The sequence below is a fragment of the Aquicoccus porphyridii genome (assembly GCF_008369105.1).
Classification (GTDB): domain Bacteria; phylum Pseudomonadota; class Alphaproteobacteria; order Rhodobacterales; family Rhodobacteraceae; genus Aquicoccus; species Aquicoccus porphyridii.
In genome coordinates this window covers 211,879-229,927 of sequence record NZ_VINQ01000001.1, presented here as the reverse complement: position 1 = coordinate 229,927, position 18,049 = coordinate 211,879, and the positions used below count along the sequence as shown (strand labels likewise).

Annotated in this window: 17 protein-coding genes; 16 read left to right on the top strand and 1 reads right to left on the bottom strand. The window is 64.0% G+C overall.

Annotated elements, in window-relative coordinates; all coding sequences use genetic code 11:
• Nucleotides 1–15: 15 nt before the first annotated feature.
• On the bottom strand, nucleotides 16–924 hold the full coding sequence (locus FLO80_RS01170) for an AAA family ATPase (protein WP_111362158.1): 909 nt from the start codon (nucleotides 922–924) through the stop codon (nucleotides 16–18).
• A 253-nt stretch (nucleotides 925–1,177) separates the two neighbouring features.
• Here FLO80_RS01170 and FLO80_RS01165 point away from each other — a divergent pair, with 253 nt between their 5' ends.
• From FLO80_RS01165 to radA, 16 genes are all read left to right on the top strand, one after another.
• Nucleotides 1,178–2,209, top strand: a complete 1,032-nt coding sequence (locus FLO80_RS01165) for a glycosyltransferase family 2 protein (RefSeq protein WP_111362159.1) — start codon at nucleotides 1,178–1,180, stop codon at nucleotides 2,207–2,209.
• Nucleotides 2,206–2,862, top strand: a complete 657-nt coding sequence (locus tag FLO80_RS01160) for a sulfotransferase (RefSeq protein WP_111362160.1) — start codon at nucleotides 2,206–2,208, stop codon at nucleotides 2,860–2,862. The genes FLO80_RS01165 and FLO80_RS01160 overlap by 4 nt, the downstream gene beginning before the upstream one ends.
• Nucleotides 2,862–5,252 carry a glycosyltransferase family 2 protein gene (locus FLO80_RS01155; RefSeq protein WP_111362161.1) on the top strand — a complete coding sequence of 797 codons (2,391 nt, stop codon included), beginning with the start codon at nucleotides 2,862–2,864 and terminating at the stop codon, nucleotides 5,250–5,252. Before FLO80_RS01160 ends, FLO80_RS01155 begins: the two co-directional genes overlap by 1 nt.
• A 1-nt stretch (nucleotide 5,253) precedes the next feature.
• Complete coding sequence (locus tag FLO80_RS01150; protein ID WP_111362162.1) at nucleotides 5,254–5,982, top strand: FkbM family methyltransferase; 729 nt, start codon at nucleotides 5,254–5,256, stop codon at nucleotides 5,980–5,982.
• Entirely contained in the window at nucleotides 5,961–7,061 is a 1,101-nt protein-coding gene (locus FLO80_RS01145) for a glycosyltransferase family 2 protein (protein ID WP_111362163.1), read from the top strand. Before FLO80_RS01150 ends, FLO80_RS01145 begins: the two co-directional genes overlap by 22 nt.
• Nucleotides 7,062–7,190: 129 nt before the next feature.
• Complete coding sequence (locus FLO80_RS01140) at nucleotides 7,191–8,156, top strand: phosphoadenosine phosphosulfate reductase (RefSeq protein WP_111362164.1); 966 nt, start codon at nucleotides 7,191–7,193, stop codon at nucleotides 8,154–8,156.
• 41 nt (nucleotides 8,157–8,197) lie between these two features.
• Nucleotides 8,198–9,235: a dihydroorotase gene (gene pyrC / locus FLO80_RS01135; RefSeq protein ID WP_111362165.1), complete on the top strand. Its 1,038-nt coding sequence runs from the start codon at nucleotides 8,198–8,200 to the stop codon at nucleotides 9,233–9,235.
• 83 nt (nucleotides 9,236–9,318) lie between these two features.
• The gene (locus FLO80_RS01130; protein WP_111362166.1) at nucleotides 9,319–9,996 is read left to right on the top strand and encodes an orotate phosphoribosyltransferase; all 678 of its coding nucleotides are present in this window, start codon (nucleotides 9,319–9,321) and stop codon (nucleotides 9,994–9,996) included.
• 236 nt (nucleotides 9,997–10,232) lie between these two features.
• Entirely contained in the window at nucleotides 10,233–11,720 is a 1,488-nt protein-coding gene (locus FLO80_RS01125; protein WP_111362167.1) for a replicative DNA helicase, read from the top strand.
• Nucleotides 11,704–12,144 carry a Cif family virulence factor gene (locus FLO80_RS01120; RefSeq protein ID WP_223145445.1) on the top strand — a complete coding sequence of 147 codons (441 nt, stop codon included), beginning with the start codon at nucleotides 11,704–11,706 and terminating at the stop codon, nucleotides 12,142–12,144. The genes FLO80_RS01125 and FLO80_RS01120 overlap by 17 nt, the downstream gene beginning before the upstream one ends.
• Before the next feature lie 59 nt (nucleotides 12,145–12,203).
• Nucleotides 12,204–12,986 (top strand): DUF1194 domain-containing protein, encoded by a 783-nt coding sequence (locus tag FLO80_RS01115; protein ID WP_111362393.1) that lies wholly within the window; start codon nucleotides 12,204–12,206, stop codon nucleotides 12,984–12,986.
• Nucleotides 12,987–13,035: 49 nt separating this feature from the next.
• Entirely contained in the window at nucleotides 13,036–14,073 is a 1,038-nt protein-coding gene (gene alr / locus FLO80_RS01110; RefSeq protein ID WP_111362168.1) for an alanine racemase, read from the top strand.
• The gene (locus tag FLO80_RS01105) at nucleotides 14,070–14,852 is read left to right on the top strand and encodes an MlaE family ABC transporter permease (protein ID WP_111362169.1); all 783 of its coding nucleotides are present in this window, start codon (nucleotides 14,070–14,072) and stop codon (nucleotides 14,850–14,852) included. The genes alr and FLO80_RS01105 overlap by 4 nt, the downstream gene beginning before the upstream one ends.
• Nucleotides 14,853–14,970: 118 nt before the next feature.
• The gene (locus FLO80_RS01100; RefSeq protein ID WP_111362170.1) at nucleotides 14,971–15,717 is read left to right on the top strand and encodes an ABC transporter ATP-binding protein; all 747 of its coding nucleotides are present in this window, start codon (nucleotides 14,971–14,973) and stop codon (nucleotides 15,715–15,717) included.
• A 297-nt stretch (nucleotides 15,718–16,014) separates the two neighbouring features.
• Complete coding sequence (locus FLO80_RS01095; RefSeq protein ID WP_111362171.1) at nucleotides 16,015–16,464, top strand: paraquat-inducible protein A; 450 nt, start codon at nucleotides 16,015–16,017, stop codon at nucleotides 16,462–16,464.
• Nucleotides 16,465–16,656: 192 nt separating this feature from the next.
• On the top strand, nucleotides 16,657–18,021 hold the full coding sequence (gene radA, locus FLO80_RS01090; RefSeq protein ID WP_111362394.1) for a DNA repair protein RadA: 1,365 nt from the start codon (nucleotides 16,657–16,659) through the stop codon (nucleotides 18,019–18,021).
• Nucleotides 18,022–18,049 lie beyond the last annotated feature (28 nt).

Sequence of the window (18,049 nt, the reverse complement as noted above, 5' to 3'; positions counted from 1 at the left end):
GGGCAAGATGAAGCATCACGCCGGTTCGAGCGAGGATTTCACCTCATCCAGAATGCGCTTGGCCTCGGACCCCTGGAGTTTCTGGATGTCGTCCTGATATTTCAGGATCGCCCCCAGCGTATCGGCAATGACCTCGGGGCTGAGGTCGAGCACATCGAGCGCCAAGAGGCATTTGGCCCAGTCGATGGTTTCCGCCACACCCGGTTTCTTGAACAGATCCTCGGAGCGCAACCTCTGAACGAAGGCCACGACCTGTTGCGACAGGTGCTCGGCCGCCTCTGGCGCGCGGGCATGCAGGATCTCGATCTCGCGCTCGAAGCTGGGGTAATCGACCCAGTGATAGAGACAGCGCCGCTTCAAGGCGTCATGCACCTCGCGCGTGCGGTTCGAGGTCAGGATGACGATCGGCGGCTCGGGCGCGCGGATCGTGCCCAGCTCCGGGATCGTCACCTGGAAATCGCTGAGCGCCTCCAGCAGGAATGCCTCGAACGGCTCGTCGGTGCGATCGAGCTCGTCAATGAGCAGGATCGGCGCACCACCCGGCTGCGGGCGCATCGCCTGCAGGAGCGGGCGCTCGATCAGGTAATCCTCGGTGAACAACTCGGTCTTGAGCATGTCCGCATCGGCCCCGCCCGCCGCCTCGGCGGCGCGGATCGCGATCATCTGCTCGGCGAAATTCCATTCGTAAACCGCCGTGGCCGCATCGAGCCCCTCGTAGCATTGCAACCGGATCAGCCGCCGCCCCAGACCGCTGGCCAGCGCCTTGGCGATCTCGGTCTTGCCGACCCCCGCCTCGCCCTCGAGAAACAGCGGTCGGCCCAGCCGGAGCGCCAGGAAAACGACCGTGGCCAGCGCCCGCCCGCAGACGTAATCCTGCCCGGCCAGCATCGCCTGTACGTCGTCAATGGATGTCATGTCGCGCATGGCGGTCCTCCCTGCGACAACGACTGCATGGCCCGCGCCACAAGGTCAAGTCACAGCCTGTCACGGAATTGTCCCACCACGGGGCGGACCACGGGGCTGAAATTCACGAAAGATTGACGTTTTTCACCCCGGATGCCATGGTTCAGGGAAAGAACAAGATGCCAGAATGGTCGTGAATGGCCATGGCACCAGGGCGGGCAATGACGGGCAGAGGCATGCGTGAAGGTTCCGGCACAAGGGCGGGGGTGCGTCAATGCGCATAACGGCCGTCACCTGCGTCAAGAACGAGGGTCCGTTCCTTCTGGAATGGATCGCGTTCAACCGCCTGATCGGCGTGACCGATCACCTGTTTTACTCCAACGACTGCACTGACGGCACCGACCGGCTGCTCGATGCGTTGCAGGCCCGCGGGATGGTGCAGCACCTGCCCAACCCGGCCGAGGGGCGCAATTACCAGATGGAGGCGCTCAAGGACGCCAAGAAGCGCGAGATCGTGACCGAGGCCGACTGGCTCTGGGTCGCCGATGTCGATGAGTTTCTCAACATCCATGTGGGCGATCACACCATCCCGGCCCTGATCGCGGCCTGCGGCGATCCACAGGCGATATCCCTCACCTTCCAGTTCTTCGCCAATTGCGACATAGACACCTTCGAGGATCGGCCGGTGATCGAGCAATTCACCCGCTCGCACAATCCCGACCTGTGGGGTGGCGAAACTGCGATCGAGGTCAAGACACTGGTGCGCCACGATTTTCCGGTGCAGTATTACGGCGCGCACCGGCCGTTTTTCCGCGACAAGCTGCCAAAGAAGAAACGCCCCGCATGGACCGACGGGTCGGGCCGCGAGGTGTCGCATCGGTTCCTTGTCGCCGCCAATCCGCGCCGCATCCGCAGGTTTCCGGCCAAGGGCGCGCGCGCGTTTGCCACGCTCAATCATTACGCGCTGCGTTCGCTCGACAGCTATCTCGTCAAGAACGACCGCGGCGACGTCAACCGCGAGAACCGCGCCTTCGACGACACCTATTGGCGCGAGCGCAATGACGATGCCTTTTCCGATCTCTCGATACAACGCTACCTGCCCGCATTGCGCGACGCCTTGGCCGAGATGAAAAGCGATCCCGACATCGCCGCCCTGCATGACGAATGCGTCGCCCGCCACATCGCCAAACGTGATGAGCTTCTGGCCCGTGAAGAATATCGCGCGATGCGCGCGCAGTTGCGCAGCGCCTCGAAACTGCCCCCCGAGGAAGAAGCGATGCTGATCGACCTGGGGCTGGCTTCATGAACGAATTGATCGTCGTCAATCTCGGCCTGCCCAAATCCGGCACCACGACGCTTGCCAATGCGTTGCGCAAGGCCGGGTTCAGCGTGGCCGACTACCGCATCCGGCGGCGCGACACCGACCGGCCCAAACTGCGCGGGCGCTTTGTCGCGGGGCAGATGTATCACGGCTATTTCACCACCGGCGACCCGCTCGAAACGCTGGATGAATTCAACGCCTTCACCGAGATCAGCCTGATGCGCCGCGGCCAGTCGATCTGGCCCCAGACCGACTGGGGCGTGATCGACGCGATCCGCCAGCATCATCCGCAGGTTCGCTTTCTCGCCTCGTCCCGCGACCCGATGGATCAGGCGCTGAGCATGCTGCGCTGGTCCGACATGGGCACCGAGCGGCTACCGCGCCTGACCGTGCCGGGCCTGCCGCGCGGCTATGGCCAGACCACGCATGAGCGTGCCAAATGGATTGCCGCGCATCACGCCTTTCTGCGCAAGGTGTTCGAAGGCGACGCTGCGTTCCTCGAATACGATGTCGCCGATCCCGAGGCGCCGAACAGGATCGGGGCCTTTCTCGGCCACGATCTTCCATGGTGGGGGCGGCTCAACGCCAACCCCGACACGGCCCGCAAGGGCGATGACACGGCAGGCAGGGTGGCGTAATGCGTATCGTGGTCCATATCGGTCTCGAACAGGTCGGCGCGTTGCGCCTGCAACAGGTGCTCGATCAGAAACGCGAGCAATTGCTGTCCAAGGGTGTGCTTTATCCGCGCTCGCCCGGGGGCAAGAACCACACCCGGCTCTACATGGCCGTGACCGACCCCGCCCATATCGACCCGTTGCGCTTCAATCGCGGCTACATCCTCCCCGAGGCACAGGACGCGCTCCACGCCGAAGTCGCCGCCGGTCTCGCTCGCGAGGTCGAAACCCACCGCCCCGAGTTGATGATCCTCTCAGCCAGCCAACTTGGCAGCTCCCTCGCCAGCCGGTCCGAGCTTGAGCGGCTGCACGCCCTGCTGGCGCCGCTCTCCGACGACATCCGCATCCTCGCCCATATCGACGAACAGGGGCGGCTTCTCGCACGGCGCTATGCCGAGCAGGTGTTCGAAGGGCGCGCGGCCTCGCTCGAGCTTGAGCTTGAAATGGCCGGAACCTCGGACTGGTGGGATGACGCGCTGCTTGACGCCCATGCCATCGACCCGCAGGCGGGCCAGTTTCTCGAGACACAGGCGCCGCCGTTCTGGCTCGATTATCCCCGGCTGGTGCGCCATTGGGAGGGGGTGTTCGGCCCCGGCGCGGTCACGCTGCGACCCTATGATCCGGCACTCTTTTACGGGTCCGAGGTGACCGAGGAAATCCGCGCCGCATTCGGCATCGCCCCCACCATCGGCAAGGCCACGCCCGACACCATCCCACCGGAACCCGCGGCGGCATGGCTGGCCCGGGCACGGCAACTCAACGCATTGCTGCTCAAGGTTCTGTCCAGCCGCCAGAAGGTGCTGCCGCGCATGCTTTGGCGCAAGTTCCTCACCGAGATCGAGATCCCCGGAGACCCGATCGCTCCGGGCAGTCTCGCCGAGGTTTCCCGCGCATTCGAACCCGCCAACAAGGCCCTGGTCAAGGCCCACCCGGCACTGACCCCCACCAGCCTCAAACGCGACCGCGCCCTGCCCGCCTGGCAAGAGGTCGACCCCGGCAACGGCTATCGTGCCTCGCAGTATCTTTTGGGTTTCATGTGGCGCATCGACAAGGCCACGCGCGAGGAGCGCAAGGCCAAGCTCGACGCGCTGGCCCGGCTCGAAAACGGCACCGACCCCGCCACCCCCACGCCCCAACCGGACACGGTTACCCCGACACCAGACACCGGCCTCAGCCCCACCGCGCAGATCGTCTTGCCCCCCCTCGCCAAACAGAATTTCGCCAAGCTGCAGCACTCCTCCTTTGCCCCGCACAACCGGCTGGGCGCGGTGAACGAAGAGGAACTGGCCGCCGCCTACACCCCGGTGCCACCGCGCGCCCTGCTGCCCGGGAGCACCGGCAACGTCATCGTCGGCTGCATGAAGAACGAGGCGCCCTATATCGTCGAATGGGTCGCCTATCACCGCGCCATGGGCGTCGACAATTTCCTGATCTACACCAACGACTGCACCGACGGGACGACCGAAATCCTCGACCGGTTGCAAGAGATGGGCGTGCTCCAGCACCGCAACAACGACAACTGGAAAGGCAACTCGCCCCAGCAATACGCCCTCAACCAGGCCCTCAAGGAAGGCGTGATCCGCAATGCCGAATGGATCACCCATATCGACGTCGACGAATTCATCAACGTGCGCTGCGGCAACGGCACGCTGGATGATTTCTTCGAACACGTGCCCGACGCCACCAATGTCGCGATGACATGGCGGCTCTTTGGCCATAACGGCGTGACGCGGCTCAGCGACGATTTCGTCATCGACCAGTTCGACACCTGCGCCCCCAAGTTCTGCCCCAAGCCGCACACCGTCTGGGGCTTCAAGACCATGTTCCGCAACATCGGCGCCTACGAGAAGATCTCGTGCCACCGCCCCAACAAGCTCGACGAGTCGTTCAAGTCCCGCGTGAAATGGGTCAACGGATCGGGCCGCGACATGACCGGCGAGGCAGCCGAGAACGGCTGGCGCAGCTCCAAGAAATCCATCGGCTATGACCTCTTGCAACTCAATCACTACGCGCTGCGCTCGGCCGAAAGCTTCCTCATAAAACGCCAGCGCGGACGTGCGCTCCACGTCGACCGCTCGATCGGGATCAACTACTGGATTCGCATGGACTGGTCCGATTTCCGCGACATCACGATCAAGCGCAACATCCCTCGCCTGCGCGCCGAGTACGACCGGCTCATGGCCGACGACACCCTGCGCACCTGGCATCAAAAGGGCCTCGCATGGCACCGCGCCAAGGCCGAGGAACTGCACGCCATCCCCGAATTCCAGGACCTTTACGACCAGGCGCTCAAGCTGAAACTGACCGAGACCGAGCGCGTCGCCTACGCCCTCGCCCTCGATATGGAGAGTTGACATGGACGCCCCACGCGCTGACCCGCCGGACACGGCAGCAGACCTGATCCAATCGCGCGGGCTGCGCTTTCCCAACGATCCCGCGATCCTCAGTCCCCGCATCCGCCAGTCGCTGCGCAAGAACGCCTATGAAAAGCTCGAATCCGAAGCGGTGCTGCGCGTTGCGCGCGCGGGCGACACCGTGCTCGAACTCGGTGCGGGCATCGGCTACATGTCCACCCTGATCGCGACCAAGAAGCCGGTCACGGCCATCCACAGCTTCGAGGCCAACCCCAACCTGATCGACTATATCCACCGCGTCCATTCCGAGAATGGCGTCACCAACGCCACCGTGCACAACGCGCTGCTGGCCCCCAAGGCCTCCGGGCCGGTCGATTTCTACGTGCGCAAGAACCTGTTGGCCTCCTCGCTCGACAAGACCGCCACCGACGAGTCCGCGATCACCTCGACCGAACAGGTCGCCGTGCGCGATATCAACGACACCTTCACCGAAATCCGGCCCAGCGTTCTGGTGTGCGACATCGAAGGCGCCGAGGCCAGCATCCTGCCCGCGCTTGACTATGAGGGCCTGCGCGCCGCGGTGATCGAGTTGCACCCGCAATGGATCGGCCCCGAGGGCGTGCGCGCCGTCTTTGACGCGATGCACCGCGCCGGACTGACCTATTTCCCGCGCTGGTCGCACCGCAAGGTGATCGTCTTTCGTCGCTCATGGTCGGTTGTGAACCCTTGAAAATCCTCGCCGTTCTCACCGTCCGCAACGAAGCCGCCTACCTCCTGGAATGGCTCGCTCATCACCAGACGGCCGGCATCACCGATTTCCTCGTATTCTCGAACGATTGTGACGACGGCACCGATCTGATGCTCGACCGGCTGGCCGAGATGGGCCTGCTGACCCATGTCCGCAATGACGGCCCGCATGACAAGGGCGGTATTCAGTTCACGGCGATGAAACTCGCCGACAAACGCCCCGAAGTGGCGGCGGCCGACTGGATCATCACGCTCGACGCGGATGAATTCATCAATATCCATGTCGGCGATCACACCGTCCCCGCCCTCCTGGCCGCCCTGCCCGAGGCCAGCGCCATCACCCTCACCTGGCGGCTCTTCGGCTCGTCCGATATCGTCCGCTACGAGGATCGCCCGGTGACCGATCAGTTCACCCGCGCCGCCCCCGCGGTGATGTATTGGCCGTGGCGCGCGTCGATGTTCAAGACCCTGTTTCGCAATGACGACACGTATGCCAAGCTCGGGGTTCACCGCCCACGCAAACCCGATCCCGACCGGCTGCACAGCGCGCGCTGGTTCGACGGCGAAGGGCGCGAACTGCCATCCCAGTTTCTCACGCGCCAGATCTTTTCACCCTTTGGCCGACCCAATCACGGCCTTGCTCAACTCAATCACTATCCCCTTGGTTCGATGGAGAATTTCGTGATCAAGGCCGACCGGGGCCGGGCCGTGCACAACGCCCATATGCTCGATCTCGACTACTGGGTCGAGCGCAACTACAATACCGAAACCGACACCACCATCGCCGCCCTGGCCCCCCGTCGCGATGCCGCGCTGGCCGCGCTCAAATCCGACCCGGGGCTCGCCGCGCTACACGATGCGGCGGTCGCATGGCGCAAGGCCCGGTTTCACGAGTTGATGCAGGATGAACCATACCGCGCGCTTTTTGGCCGCCTTCTGCAAACCCCGCCCTCGCGCCCCGTGCGTCCAGAAGAGGCGCGCCTCATTCTGTATCACGCCCGTCTTGGCCAATCGCGCGACGCGGCCACGACCACAACCACGACCACCGGGCCGCGCCGCTGAACCGCCCGGAAACAGCCTGAAATTCCCACGGATTCTTCTCAATTCCGCCCGAATCCATGCATAATTACTGACCCAGCAAAAGGTCGGCATCTGCGCGTATCGCAGCCCGGCGAGGCAAAGGCAGTCACGATGCAGGATAAGCCGCAAACATTCGAAACGCCGCCCATGGTCGATCTCGACAAGGCCGCGTGGCTCACGCGTCTTGCCGACGTGGCCGAAGAGCATGGCCATTTTCAACCGCTCGGGAAACATCATCTCGCCGCCTTTGTCGATGCCGGCGCGACCCTTCTGGTCAGCTTCGAAACACTTCAGGGCATCCGCGCGCTCTCCGAGCGCGCACAGCCACTGGGATGGGATTGTGTCAGGACGCTGGGTTGGTCCAGCCTCACGCTGATCTCCGAAGGTGATACGTGGTTTCGCGATCGCAATGTCTATGGCTATTTCGACCGGCTGATCGACGACGGGTTCTTCGACGAGTTCGACACCATCGTCTTTTATGGCGCCGGCCCATGCGGATATGCCGCCGCCGCCTTCTCGGTCGCGGCACCGGGTGCGCGCGTGGTCGCGATCCAGCCACAGGCCACGCTCGATCCGCGCGTCACCGAATGGGACGATCGTTTCACCGAGATGCGCCGCATCTCTTTCACCGACCGCTACGGTTACGCCCCCGACATGATCGACGCCGCAGACCGGGCTTTCGTGCTTTACGACCCCGAGGTCACGCTCGACGCGATGCATGCGGCACTCTTCACCCGGCCCAATGTCACGAAATTCCGGATGCGCTTCATGGGTTCGGCGATCCAGTCCGACCTGATCGAGATGAACCATCTGGTCGCCCTGCTCGACCGGGCCGCGAACGGCACGCTCGACACGACCAGCTTTGCCCGCCTGATGCGCGACCGCCGCGACCACCCGCCCTATCTGCGCAGCCTGCTTGCCGCCATCGACCGGCAGGACCGGCCGTGGCTCGCCACCATGCTCTGCCGCAACGTGCTTGCCCGACGCAATGATGCCCCGCGCTTCGCCCGCCGCCTCAAGCAGCTCGAACGCGAGGCGCAGGACGGAAATTTCGCAATCCCGCCCGCCCGGCTCTGACAGCACTGGAAAGCGCCTGCGCTTTGCGCTAATCGGCTGGCATGACCACGCTCACCATCCGCCGCCCCGACGACTGGCACCTGCATCTGCGCGATGGCGCGATGCTGCGCGCCGTCCTGCCCGAAACCGCGCGCCATTTCGCCCGCGCGATCATCATGCCCAACCTCGTGCCCCCCGTCGTGACCGGGGCCGAGGCGATGGCCTATCGCGGGCGGATCATGGCGGCGCTGCCCGATGGCGCCGATTTCACACCGCTGATGACGCTCTATCTCACCGAAGAGACCGACCCCGACGACCTCGCCGCCGCGCACGCCTCGGGCCTCGTCACCGCGGTCAAGCTCTACCCGGCTGGCGCCACCACCAACTCGGCCTCCGGCGTGCAGGATTTCGACCGCGTCCGCCCCGTGCTGGAAAAGATGGCCGAGATCGGCTGCCCGCTCTGCGTCCATGGCGAGGTGACCGACCCCGATGTCGACATCTTCGACCGCGAGGCGGTGTTCATCGACCGCGTGCTCGACCCGATCCGCCGCGCCACGCCCGGCCTGCGCGTGGTGATGGAACATATCACCACCTCCGACGGCGTCGATTACGTCCGCTCCGCCGACCGCGATCTCGGCGCCACCATCACCACACACCACCTGATCATCAACCGCAACCACATCCTCGTGGGCGGGATTCGACCGCATTACTACTGCCTGCCCGTGGCCAAGCGCGAAACCCACCGCCTCGCCCTGCGCAAAGCGGCCACCGGCGGAGACCCGCGGTTCTTCCTGGGCACCGACAGCGCACCGCATGTCGACGCGGCCAAGGAAACCGGCTGCGGCTGTGCGGGCTGTTTCACCGCCACCAACACCATGGCCCTGCTCGCCCATGTGTTCGAGGCGGAAAACGCGCTCGACCGGCTCGAAGGCTTCGCCGCGCTCAACGGTCCCGCCTTCTATGGCCTGCCGCCCAACGAGACGACCCTCACTCTCACCAAATCCGACACGCCCACGACCTTCCCGGCAAAGATCGAAACCGGCGATGGCCCCGTCACCGTCTTCGATCCGGGCTTCCCGGTCTATTGGAGCACCCCTTGATCCCCTTCATCTGACCCCAAATACCTCGGGGGGTCCGGGGGGCTGGCCCCCCGGCGCCCTGCACCAGAACAAAGGCCGACCCAATGATCCCCTCCACCTACCCCGCCCAGGACGAAATCGCCCGCCTCACTGCCCGCATGCTGCTGGAAATCGAGGCCGTCCATTTCAACGCGCGCGAGCCGTTCACCCTCGCCTCCGGCCTGCCCAGCCCGACCTATATCGACTGCCGCAAGCTGATCTCCTTTCCCCGCATCCGCTCCACGCTGATGGATTTCCTCACCGTCACGGTGATGCGCAACGCCGGTTTCGAGGCGTTCGACAACATCGCCGGCGGCGAGACGGCGGGCATTCCCTTCGCGGCCCTTGTGGCCGAACGGATGAGCCTGCCCATGACCTATGTGCGAAAAAAGCCCAAGGGCTACGGCCGCAACGCCCGCATCGAAGGCGCCATGAGCGAGGGCCAGCGCGTGCTTCTGGTCGAGGATCTCACCACCGATGGCGGCTCGAAGCTCAGCTTCGTCGACGCGATCCGCGACACCGGCGCCACCTGCGCCCACACCGCGGTGATCTTCTATTACGGCATCTTCCCCGAAACCGAAAAGACGCTGGGCGATCACGGCATCACCCTGCACCACCTGTGCACATGGCGCGACGTTCTGGCCGAGGCCCGTGCCCAGGGTGCGTTTGATTCCGAAACGCTTGCCGGGGTCGAATCCTTCCTCGACGATCCGCGCAAGTGGCAGGAAGAAAACAAGAAATAAAATTGCTGGGGATAAGCCGGGATAACCCGGAAACGAGAATCACTGACCCACCATAGATCTTGTGTTAAGTTCCCACCGAGCAACCCTATCTTGGCAACAAGATCGGCGAAAAGCCTTTTCCACCGGTTTGTCCGGCAGATCTCCACAGACTTTTCCCGATTGGCGCGCCCGCTCCGATAGGGCTAGAACACTCAGGTCCGATCAGGGGATGGACCACATACACCAAGAGGACAGGCATGAACGAGATCGCAGCCTTCAACCCGACCGGGGCGGAGATTCAGAGTCCCGACTCGATTCCGCATTCGATCGAGGCAGAACAGCAGTTGCTGGGCGCGATCCTCACCAACAACGACATCTACGACAAGGTCGCCTCGATCATCGGGCCGCAGCATTTCTACGATCCGGTCCATGCCCGCATCTTTGAAACCGCTGCCGCTCGCATCGCCAAGAACAACCTCGCCTCTCCGGTCACGCTCAAGGCCTTCTTCGAGGATGACGACGGGCTCAAGGAACTGGGCGGCCCGGCCTATCTCGCCCGGCTCGCCGGGGCGGCAATCTCGGCCTTCGCGGTCAAGGATTACGCCCAGCTCATCTATGACCTCGCCGTGCGCCGCGATCTCATCCGCCTCGGTCAGGACATCGCCGCAAAGGCCGCCAAGGTCGAGGTCGGCTCGGAACCCCGGGAACAGATCGTCGAGGCCGAACAGGCGCTCTACCAACTTGCCGAACAGGGCCAGGCCGAGGGCGGCTTTCAAAGCTTTCTCAAGGCTGTCACCGATGCGGTCAATGTCGCCAACGCGGCCTATCAGCGCGACGGCGGCCTCGCCGGCATCGCCACCGGGCTCGTTGACCTCGACAAGAAACTCGGCGGGCTGCACAAATCCGACCTCCTGATCCTTGCCGGGCGCCCCTCGATGGGCAAGACCTCGCTTGCCACCAACATCGCCTTCAACGTGGCCAAGGCCTATCGCCGCGGCGTCCGCCCCGATGGCACCGAGGGCGCGCTCGATGGCGGCGTCGTCGGCTTCTTCTCGCTCGAAATGAGCGCCGAACAACTCGCCAGCCGCATCCTCGCCGAAGCCTCGGAAATCTCGAGCCACAAGATCCGCCAGGGCGACATGGACGAGGGCGAATTCCGCCGTTTCGTCGACGCGGCCAAGACCCTTGAATCCTGCCCGCTTTTCATCGACGACACCGCCGCCATCCCGATTGCCCAATTGGCCGCACGGGCGCGGCGTCTCAAACGCACCCACGGGCTCGACCTGCTGATCGTCGACTACCTGCAACTGGTGCGCGGCATGGCCGATAACCGGGTGCAGGAGATCGGCGAGATTTCGATGGGCCTCAAGGCCATCGCCAAGGAACTCAACATCCCCGTCATCGCCCTTAGTCAGCTTTCGCGGCAGGTCGAAAGCCGCGAGGACAAGCGCCCGCAGCTTTCCGACCTGCGCGAATCCGGCTCGATCGAACAGGATTCCGACGTGGTCATGTTCGTCTTCCGCGAGGAATATTACGTCGAACGCGAAAAACCATCCGATGAAAAGCTCGATGAAATGGCCTCATGGCAGGACCGCATGTCGCGGCTGCATGGCAAGGCCGAGGTGATTATCGGCAAACAGCGTCACGGCCCGATCGGCTCGATCGAACTCAGTTTCGAAAGCGAATTCACCCGCTTCGGAAACCTCGTCAAACCATGGCAACAGGGCGATGCGGGCGATTTCTGAGATGTCGATCCATGATTTCATGGCCGCCTACAAACGGGTCTGGGAGAACCGCGACAGCGAAGGTTTTGCCGCGCTCTTCACCGAAACCGGCCAATACTGGAACACCCCCTTCCAGGTGCAGGACAGCTTCGAGGCGCGCAAGACCTATTGGGACCGGATCAAGCTGCAGGAAGACATCTCGCTTTCCTACGAGGTTCTGGGCGAAACCCCGACCGGCGGCTTTGCCCACTGGCACGTCGAATATCAGGTCGCCTCGGAGGAACTGTTCGAGATCTGGGCCCGCTCCACCGGCACCGGCCTGCCCGACCGCGCGCCCGGCGATCCGCTGCCGCGCATGATCCTCGACGGCACGCTCCTCGGCCGGTTCGACACCGCCGGAAAAGCCACCGACGTGCGCATCTGGTGGCATTCCACCGCCCGGTAACCCTGATCCTGCGCAAATGTAACTCGACAAGCCGCACCCCGCCGCGCCTCAATGGGGCCATGCGTGCCCTGATTGCCCTCCTGCTCTGTCTGGCGCTGCCACTGCGCGCCGAAGAGGTCGATGTGAAGCTGCTCCTCGCGGTCGACGTCTCGCGCTCGATGCAGTTTCACGAGCTCGAGATCCAGCGCCGCGGCTATGCCGAAGCCCTGCAAAGCCCCGAGGTGATCGCGGCCATCACCGGCGGCATGATCGGCACCATCGCGCTCAGCTATGTCGAATGGGCCGGCGCGGGGTCACATCGCGTGGTCGTGCCCTGGACCCGCATCGCCAGCGCAGAGGATGCAGCGCGCGTGGCCGAGATCATCCACGCCAATTTCGAAACCACCCTGCGCCAGACCTCGATCTCCTCCGCGCTCGACTTTTCCATTACTCACCTTGAGAACAGCGATTTCAAAGGCTTGCGCCGCGTTATTGATGTATCGGGCGACGGGCCCAACAATGACGGCCCGCCCGTCACCGCCGCCCGCGATCGGGCACTGGCCCGGGGCATCATCATCAACGGCCTGCCGCTGATGACCCGCGATGCGATGTCCGACCGCTGGGGCATTCCCGATCTCGACGCCTATTACCGCAACTGTGTCATCGCTGGCCCCGGCGCCTTTGTCATCCCGGTGCTTGACTGGCAGGAATTCGCCCACGCCGTGCGCCGCAAGCTGGTTCTCGAAATCGCCGGTCTCGCACCGCCCGCCACGCCCCGCGTGATCCCGGTCGCCGCCTATGACTGCCTCATCGGCGAGAAAATATGGCACCGCAACATGCAACGCTACTGGCTGGAACCATGAGCGCCCGGTTTCCCCTTGACCCTGCGCCAATCCATGGCATGAACCCGGCATGGCGACCGGAAAACTCACAATCGACCTCGACGCGCTGGTACAGAACTGGCGCACACTTGCCGACCACACCACCGGCGAGGCCGCCGCGGTGGTCAAGGCCGATGGCTACGGGCTGGGCATCGCCCGGGTGGCGCGCGCGCTGGCCCGCGCCGGGGTGCGCCGCTTTTTCGTCGCCGTCGCCGAAGAAGGCGCCACCCTGCGCCAGACCCTCGGGCCGGGCCCCGAGATCAACGTGATGTCGGGCCACATGCCGGGCGATACCGACATGATCGGCGATCTCGACCTCACGCCGATGATCAATTCCTACGATCAACTCCTGCGCCATCTCGAATCGCTCCCCGGGGCGCAGTTCGGCATCCAGCTCGACACCGGCATGAACCGCCTCGGCATGGAAGCCGCCGAATGGTCCGCCCTGCGCGACATCGCCGTGGCGCAGAACCCGACGCTCATCATGTCGCATCTCGCCTGTTCCGACGAACCCGACCACCCGATGAACCGCCAGCAACTCGACCAGTTCCACGCCATGACCGAGGGGCTGCAACTCCCGCGTTCGCTCGCCGCGACGGGCGGCATCCTGTTGGGCGAGGACTATCACTTCGACATCACCCGCCCGGGCATCGGCCTCTATGGCGGGCGCCCGTTCGAAGCGGCCGCACCCGTGGTGCGCCTCGACCTGCCGGTGATCCAGACCCGCGATCTCGAACCGGGCGAAACCGTCGGCTACGGCAACACCTGGACCGCGACCGAGCCGACCCGCGTCGCCACCGTCTCGGGCGGCTACGCCGACGGCATCCACCGAATCCTGACCAATCGCGGCCAGTTCCATTTCGGCGCCACCCCCTGCCCGATCCTCGGCCGCGTCTCGATGGACCTCATCGGCATCGACGTCACCCACCTTGGCACCGACCCGGCCGAGCTGACCCTGATCGGCGAACATCAACCGATCGACAATGTCGCCGACACGGCCCAGACCATCGGCTACGAGATCCTCACCTCCCTGGGGGCGCGCTACGACCGGCGCTATAGCGGCGGATGAGCCTGACCGCCCCCCTCGCCACCCTGGGCCGCACCATCCTGTCGGCGCTCGCCCTGATCGGGCGGGTCGCGCTCTTTGCGCTCTCGACCGTCACCCATCTCTTTCGCCCGCCCTTTTACGGGCGCGAATTTCTTCATGCGCTGGTCCAGATCGGCTGGCTCTCGCTGCCCGTGGTGGGGCTGACCGCGCTCTTCACCGGCGGCGCGCTGGCGCTCCAGATCTATGCCGGCGGATCACGCTTCAACGCCGAATCCGTGGTGCCCTCGATCGTCGCCATCGGCATGGCGCGCGAACTTGGCCCCGTGCTGGGCGGGCTCATGGTCGCCGCGCGCGTCGCCTCCTCCATCGCCGCCGAGATCGGCACGATGAAAGTCACCGAACAGATCGACGCGCTGGTGACGCTCTCGACCCACCCGATGAAATACCTCACCCTGCCCCGCGTTCTCGCCGCCACCCTCGCCGTGCCGATCCTCGTCGCGGTGGGCGATTCCATCGGCATCATGGGCGGCTACCTCGTCGGCATCACGCGGCTTGAATTCAACGCCGCCGCCTATCTCAAGAACACCGCCGACTTCCTCGAACTCTGGGATGTGGTCTCGGGCATGATCAAGGGCGCGGTCTTCGGCTTCATCGTCGCCACGATGGGTTGTTTCTACGGCATGCAATCGGGCCGCGGGGCGCAGGGTGTGGGGCGCGCCACAAAATCCGCCGTGGTCGCCGCAAGCGTGCTGATCCTCGCCGCCAACTACATCCTCACCGAACTCTTCTTCTCGGCATGACCCACCCGCTTGTCCCATACCCAAGGCACACGCCACGCCCGCCCCGGTCTTCATCTGGCTCGAAATACCTCGGGGTCCGGGGCAGAGCCCCGGTCGCCCTCAACCACATGGTCCGCCGATGATCGAACTTCAGAACGTCCACAAGGCTTTCGGCGCCAACAAGGTGCTCCGCGGCGTGACCCTCTCGATCCCGCGCGGCAGGTCGCTTGTCATCATCGGCGGCTCGGGCACCGGCAAGTCGGTGGCGCTGAAATGCATCCTCGGCCTCATCGAACCCGACAGCGGCACCATCACCGTCGACGGCAAGGACGTGCATGCGGGCGACCGCGACGCCTTTCTCGCCCGCTTCGGGATGCTGTTCCAGGGCGGCGCGCTCTTTGATTCCCTCCCGGTCTGGCAGAACGTCGCCTTCCGCCTGCTGCGCGGCTCGCTCAAACGCCCCAAACCCGAGGCCCGCGACATCGCCATCGAGAAACTGCGCCGTGTCGGTCTGAAACCGGAAACCGCCGATCTCTTCCCGGCCGAGCTTTCGGGCGGCATGCAGAAACGCGTCGGCCTCGCCCGCGCCATCGCCGCCGAACCCGAGATCATCTTTTTCGACGAGCCCACCACCGGGCTCGATCCGATCATGGCCGGCGTGATCAACGACCTGATCCGCGAAATCGTGGTCGAGATGGGCGCCACGGCGATGACCATCACCCATGACATGTCCTCGGTGCGCGCCATTGCCGACAACGTGGCGATGCTGCATGACGGGGTGATCAAATGGACCGGGCCGGTGACCGGGATGGACAATTCCGGCGATCCCTATCTCGACCAGTTCATCAACGGGCGCGCGACCGGCCCGATCGAGGCGGTTCGTTAAAGCGTTTCGGGAAATACCGGATACATCATGAATCGCAAATGTCCCGAGAGCGCGAAGCGCGGCAGGGCATTTGCGATGCGGCTATTTCCCGAAACGCAACCACCGTCACGGTGGGGTCACGTTTGGCCGATTTTCCGCCAGTTGCGCATGCCCGCGCGCCCCGGCAGCCGGGGAACAGCCGCGCGGCAGCCGGATGTCACCCCCCCGATTCGCGCCCATCTCCAGAGGTTAACGCACATCTTGCCCGGCCGGTCCGCACCACGTAAACACACGCCGAACCTACCTTCGGAGGGCGCCATGCTGCGGCTCGTCAACCTGTCCCTGATCGTGCTTTTCCCGATCGCGTGGTTTGCTCCGCTGATGCGCGCGGGCATCAACCTGCCGCTCTTTGGCACAAGCGAGATCAGCGTCATCTCCGGCCTGCAAACCCTTTGGAAAACTGATGTTTTCCTGGCTTTGGCCGTCACGTTCCTTGCCCTGTTCGCCCCGTATCTCAAGACCATCGGCCTGGCATTGGTGCATTTTGACCTGCTCTCTCCCCGACTTCTTCCGGTGCTGCATCTTCTGGGCAAGCTGGCCATGGCCGACATTTTCCTGATCGCGCTCTACATCACCGTGATCAAAGGCATCGGCATCGGCCGGGTCGAAACCGCCTGGGGCCTTTACCTCTTCACCGCCTGCATCCTCGCCACCCTCGCCGTGGGCATGTTGACGGAACGTAAAATTCTATCAAGAACAGCTGCTTAAGAGCAGGAATTCACGTCCCAGACGCCAGGCAGAATCAATCGGCATCGACACGAAACCCCCGCCGCGCGCGACGAAACGGGACCCGCGCGCATGCAAAGATCGATGTTAAGGTTTCCCAGGCATGCTGGATTGAAGATTCTTTTTTCCTTTTGTGGTTTGACGCGACGCACCGGCTCATGCATCACGCAAAGCATGGCGAAAAACCCGAGTTTCACCTGCACCGCCTGCGGCGCACATTCCACCAAATGGTCCGGCCGCTGCGATTCGTGCGGCCAGTGGAATTCCATTATCGAAGAGCGCCCGCTGTCCAGCGGCCCCGCTTCAAAATCGCTTGGAACACGCCGCGGCGCCTCGGTGACACTGAGCGACCTTGGCACACAGGAGTCCCCACCCCCGCGCAGCGAAAGCGGGCTGAACGAGCTTGATCGCGTCCTCGGCGGCGGCCTTGTGCCGGCCTCGGCGATTCTTGTCGGCGGCGATCCCGGCATAGGCAAGTCCACCCTGCTCTTGCAAGCGACCGCGGCTTTCGCTCGTAAGGGCATGAAAACAATATATGTTTCCGGTGAAGAGGCCAGCGCCCAGATACGCATGAGGGCGGCCCGGCTCAACCTCATGGATGCGCCGGTGCAGATTGCTGCCGAAACCAACCTGCGCGACATCCTGACCACGCTCGAAGCCGAACGCCCGGGCCTCGTCATCATCGACTCGATCCAGACGATGTGGGCCGACAATGTAGAAAGCGCCCCCGGATCGGTCTCGCAAGTGCGGGCCGCCGCGCATGAGCTGACCAGTTTCGCCAAGCGCATGGGCATTTCGGTCATTCTCGTCGGCCACGTGACCAAGGACGGTCAAATCGCGGGCCCCCGCGTCGTCGAGCACATGGTAGATACGGTGCTCTATTTCGAGGGTGAGCGCGGCCATCAGTTCCGCATCCTGCGCGCCGTCAAGAACCGCTTCGGCCCCGCCGATGAAATCGGCGTGTTCGAGATGACCGGCAGCGGGCTGGCCGAGGTCACCAACCCGTCGGCCCTGTTTCTTTCCGAACGGGGCGACCCCTCTCCCGGTTCGGCCGTTTTCGCTGGAATCGAAGGAACGCGGCCTCTTCTCGTTGAATTTCAAGCCCTTGTCGCCCCTTCTTCACTCTCCCAGCCACGGCGAACCGTGGTCGGATGGGATGGCGGTCGTCTTTCGATGATCCTTGCCGTGCTCGAAGCGCGTTGCGGTATTCCCTTTGCCGGCCTCGACGTCTATCTTAACGTCGCGGGCGGGATGAAAATCTCGGAACCCGCCGCGGATCTTGCCGTTGCTGCCGCGCTCTTGTCCGCGCGCGAGGATACAAGCCTTCCAACGGATACGGTTATTTTCGGCGAAATCAGTCTATCCGGCGCCCTGCGCGCGGCATCACAAGGCGAAAACAGGTTGAAAGAAGCGCAAAAACTTGGTTTCACCTCGGCCATCATTCCGTCAGGCGGAAAATCTGTCGATATTCCGGGCCTCAGCCTGAACCGTTTCGGCGACCTGACAGGTTTTGTAGGAGACATGTTCGGCGCAGGCTGACATCGGGAAAAAAGAGAAAAGGACAGAC

Coding starts and splice junctions, on each gene's coding strand:
- FLO80_RS01170 (WP_111362158.1), bottom strand. CDS start 924: ATGCGCGACATGACATCCATTGACGACGTACAGGCGATGCTGGCCGGG.
- FLO80_RS01165 (WP_111362159.1), top strand. CDS start 1,178: ATGCGCATAACGGCCGTCACCTGCGTCAAGAACGAGGGTCCGTTCCTT.
- FLO80_RS01160 (WP_111362160.1), top strand. CDS start 2,206: ATGAACGAATTGATCGTCGTCAATCTCGGCCTGCCCAAATCCGGCACC.
- FLO80_RS01155 (WP_111362161.1), top strand. CDS start 2,862: ATGCGTATCGTGGTCCATATCGGTCTCGAACAGGTCGGCGCGTTGCGC.
- FLO80_RS01150 (WP_111362162.1), top strand. CDS start 5,254: ATGGACGCCCCACGCGCTGACCCGCCGGACACGGCAGCAGACCTGATC.
- FLO80_RS01145 (WP_111362163.1), top strand. CDS start 5,961: ATGGTCGGTTGTGAACCCTTGAAAATCCTCGCCGTTCTCACCGTCCGC.
- FLO80_RS01140 (WP_111362164.1), top strand. CDS start 7,191: ATGCAGGATAAGCCGCAAACATTCGAAACGCCGCCCATGGTCGATCTC.
- pyrC (WP_111362165.1), top strand. CDS start 8,198: ATGACCACGCTCACCATCCGCCGCCCCGACGACTGGCACCTGCATCTG.
- FLO80_RS01130 (WP_111362166.1), top strand. CDS start 9,319: ATGATCCCCTCCACCTACCCCGCCCAGGACGAAATCGCCCGCCTCACT.
- FLO80_RS01125 (WP_111362167.1), top strand. CDS start 10,233: ATGAACGAGATCGCAGCCTTCAACCCGACCGGGGCGGAGATTCAGAGT.
- FLO80_RS01120 (WP_223145445.1), top strand. CDS start 11,704: ATGCGGGCGATTTCTGAGATGTCGATCCATGATTTCATGGCCGCCTAC.
- FLO80_RS01115 (WP_111362393.1), top strand. CDS start 12,204: ATGCGTGCCCTGATTGCCCTCCTGCTCTGTCTGGCGCTGCCACTGCGC.
- alr (WP_111362168.1), top strand. CDS start 13,036: ATGGCGACCGGAAAACTCACAATCGACCTCGACGCGCTGGTACAGAAC.
- FLO80_RS01105 (WP_111362169.1), top strand. CDS start 14,070: ATGAGCCTGACCGCCCCCCTCGCCACCCTGGGCCGCACCATCCTGTCG.
- FLO80_RS01100 (WP_111362170.1), top strand. CDS start 14,971: ATGATCGAACTTCAGAACGTCCACAAGGCTTTCGGCGCCAACAAGGTG.
- FLO80_RS01095 (WP_111362171.1), top strand. CDS start 16,015: ATGCTGCGGCTCGTCAACCTGTCCCTGATCGTGCTTTTCCCGATCGCG.
- radA (WP_111362394.1), top strand. CDS start 16,657: ATGGCGAAAAACCCGAGTTTCACCTGCACCGCCTGCGGCGCACATTCC.